Genomic DNA, 1,008 nt, shown 5'->3' with positions numbered 1-1,008 from the left:
TGAAATAACATATTTTAACGAAGGCAATAAGTAATTTTGTTAGTTGTTCGCGAGGTTCATTTCCCTAAGATAAGAGCTCTCTAAGGGGAATGGACCTCGCGAATACAGAAACGTTATTTGAAACTTTGGAATGGCGGAAAAAAGAAAAAACAATAAAGGAGATTACCTCAATGTGTACTAGTTTCGCTGTTCATTTAGACAAGACATTTATTGGTATGAACTTCGATATTTCTCGAAGACCAATCAAAATTATTATGATTGGCGAAGATCAACTATTAGTCCTTCAGAATGATGATGGACAATTTTATCCAGCCTTCGGTTTGAATAGTAGTGGTACATTCATGAATTTATTAATGGTCGATTCAATTGAAGAAGGCAAATATAGACGTGGCAAGAATTGCGTACATATTATGAAATTGTTTGATGAAATTCTTTCAGGACGGATCGAGTTATCTCAATTAAGTGAATATTTAACCAATAACGTAATTGTTAATGTCCCGAGTCATAGTGTCCACAGTTTGATAGCCGGGAGAAATCGGAAGACATATATTGTTGAGCCTGGAAGAAAGAACATTGATATTAACTCTTCCGATAGGGACTTCATGGTACTAACTAATTTTCCTGTATCGGATAATTTCAATAATGAATATAAGAATGTTGAAGGACCAGGAAAGGATAGATATATAAAGGCCTATGAAGTCATTACAAATAACATAGAAACATTTAATATTGAAACAGGCCTTAACTTGCTTAAGGGTACTGCTCAGCAAAGTGGGGATTATCCAACCCAAATTTCGCTTATATTTGTTCCAGAAGAAAGTAAAGTTCATTTTACTTTGAATGGAGATTTTACAAAGATATTTGAATTCTCATTTATCCATAAGCAAATTCAGAGTTTTGAAGGTTTTACAAGCAATAAAAGTCTTAAACTTACCAAAAAAGGTGTATTACTTTCAGAACTTGAAGATTGGTAATGACTGTACAGATATAGGAATAGGAATTCGAGAG

General features: G+C 33.4%; 1 protein-coding gene. It reads left to right on the top strand.

Annotated elements, in window-relative coordinates:
- Positions 1-125 precede the first annotated feature (125 nt).
- A complete protein-coding gene (locus gpAD87_RS00005) occupies positions 126-974 on the top strand; it encodes a hypothetical protein (RefSeq protein ID WP_197521339.1) in 849 nt (282 codons plus the stop codon).
- The last annotated feature ends 34 nt before the right edge of the window (positions 975-1,008 follow it).

Origin of the sequence: Paenibacillus sp. AD87, assembly GCF_001659845.1 — a bacterium.
Taxonomy (GTDB): domain Bacteria; phylum Bacillota; class Bacilli; order Paenibacillales; family Paenibacillaceae; genus Paenibacillus; species Paenibacillus marchantiae.
This window is presented reverse-complemented; position numbering and strand designations above follow the sequence as displayed.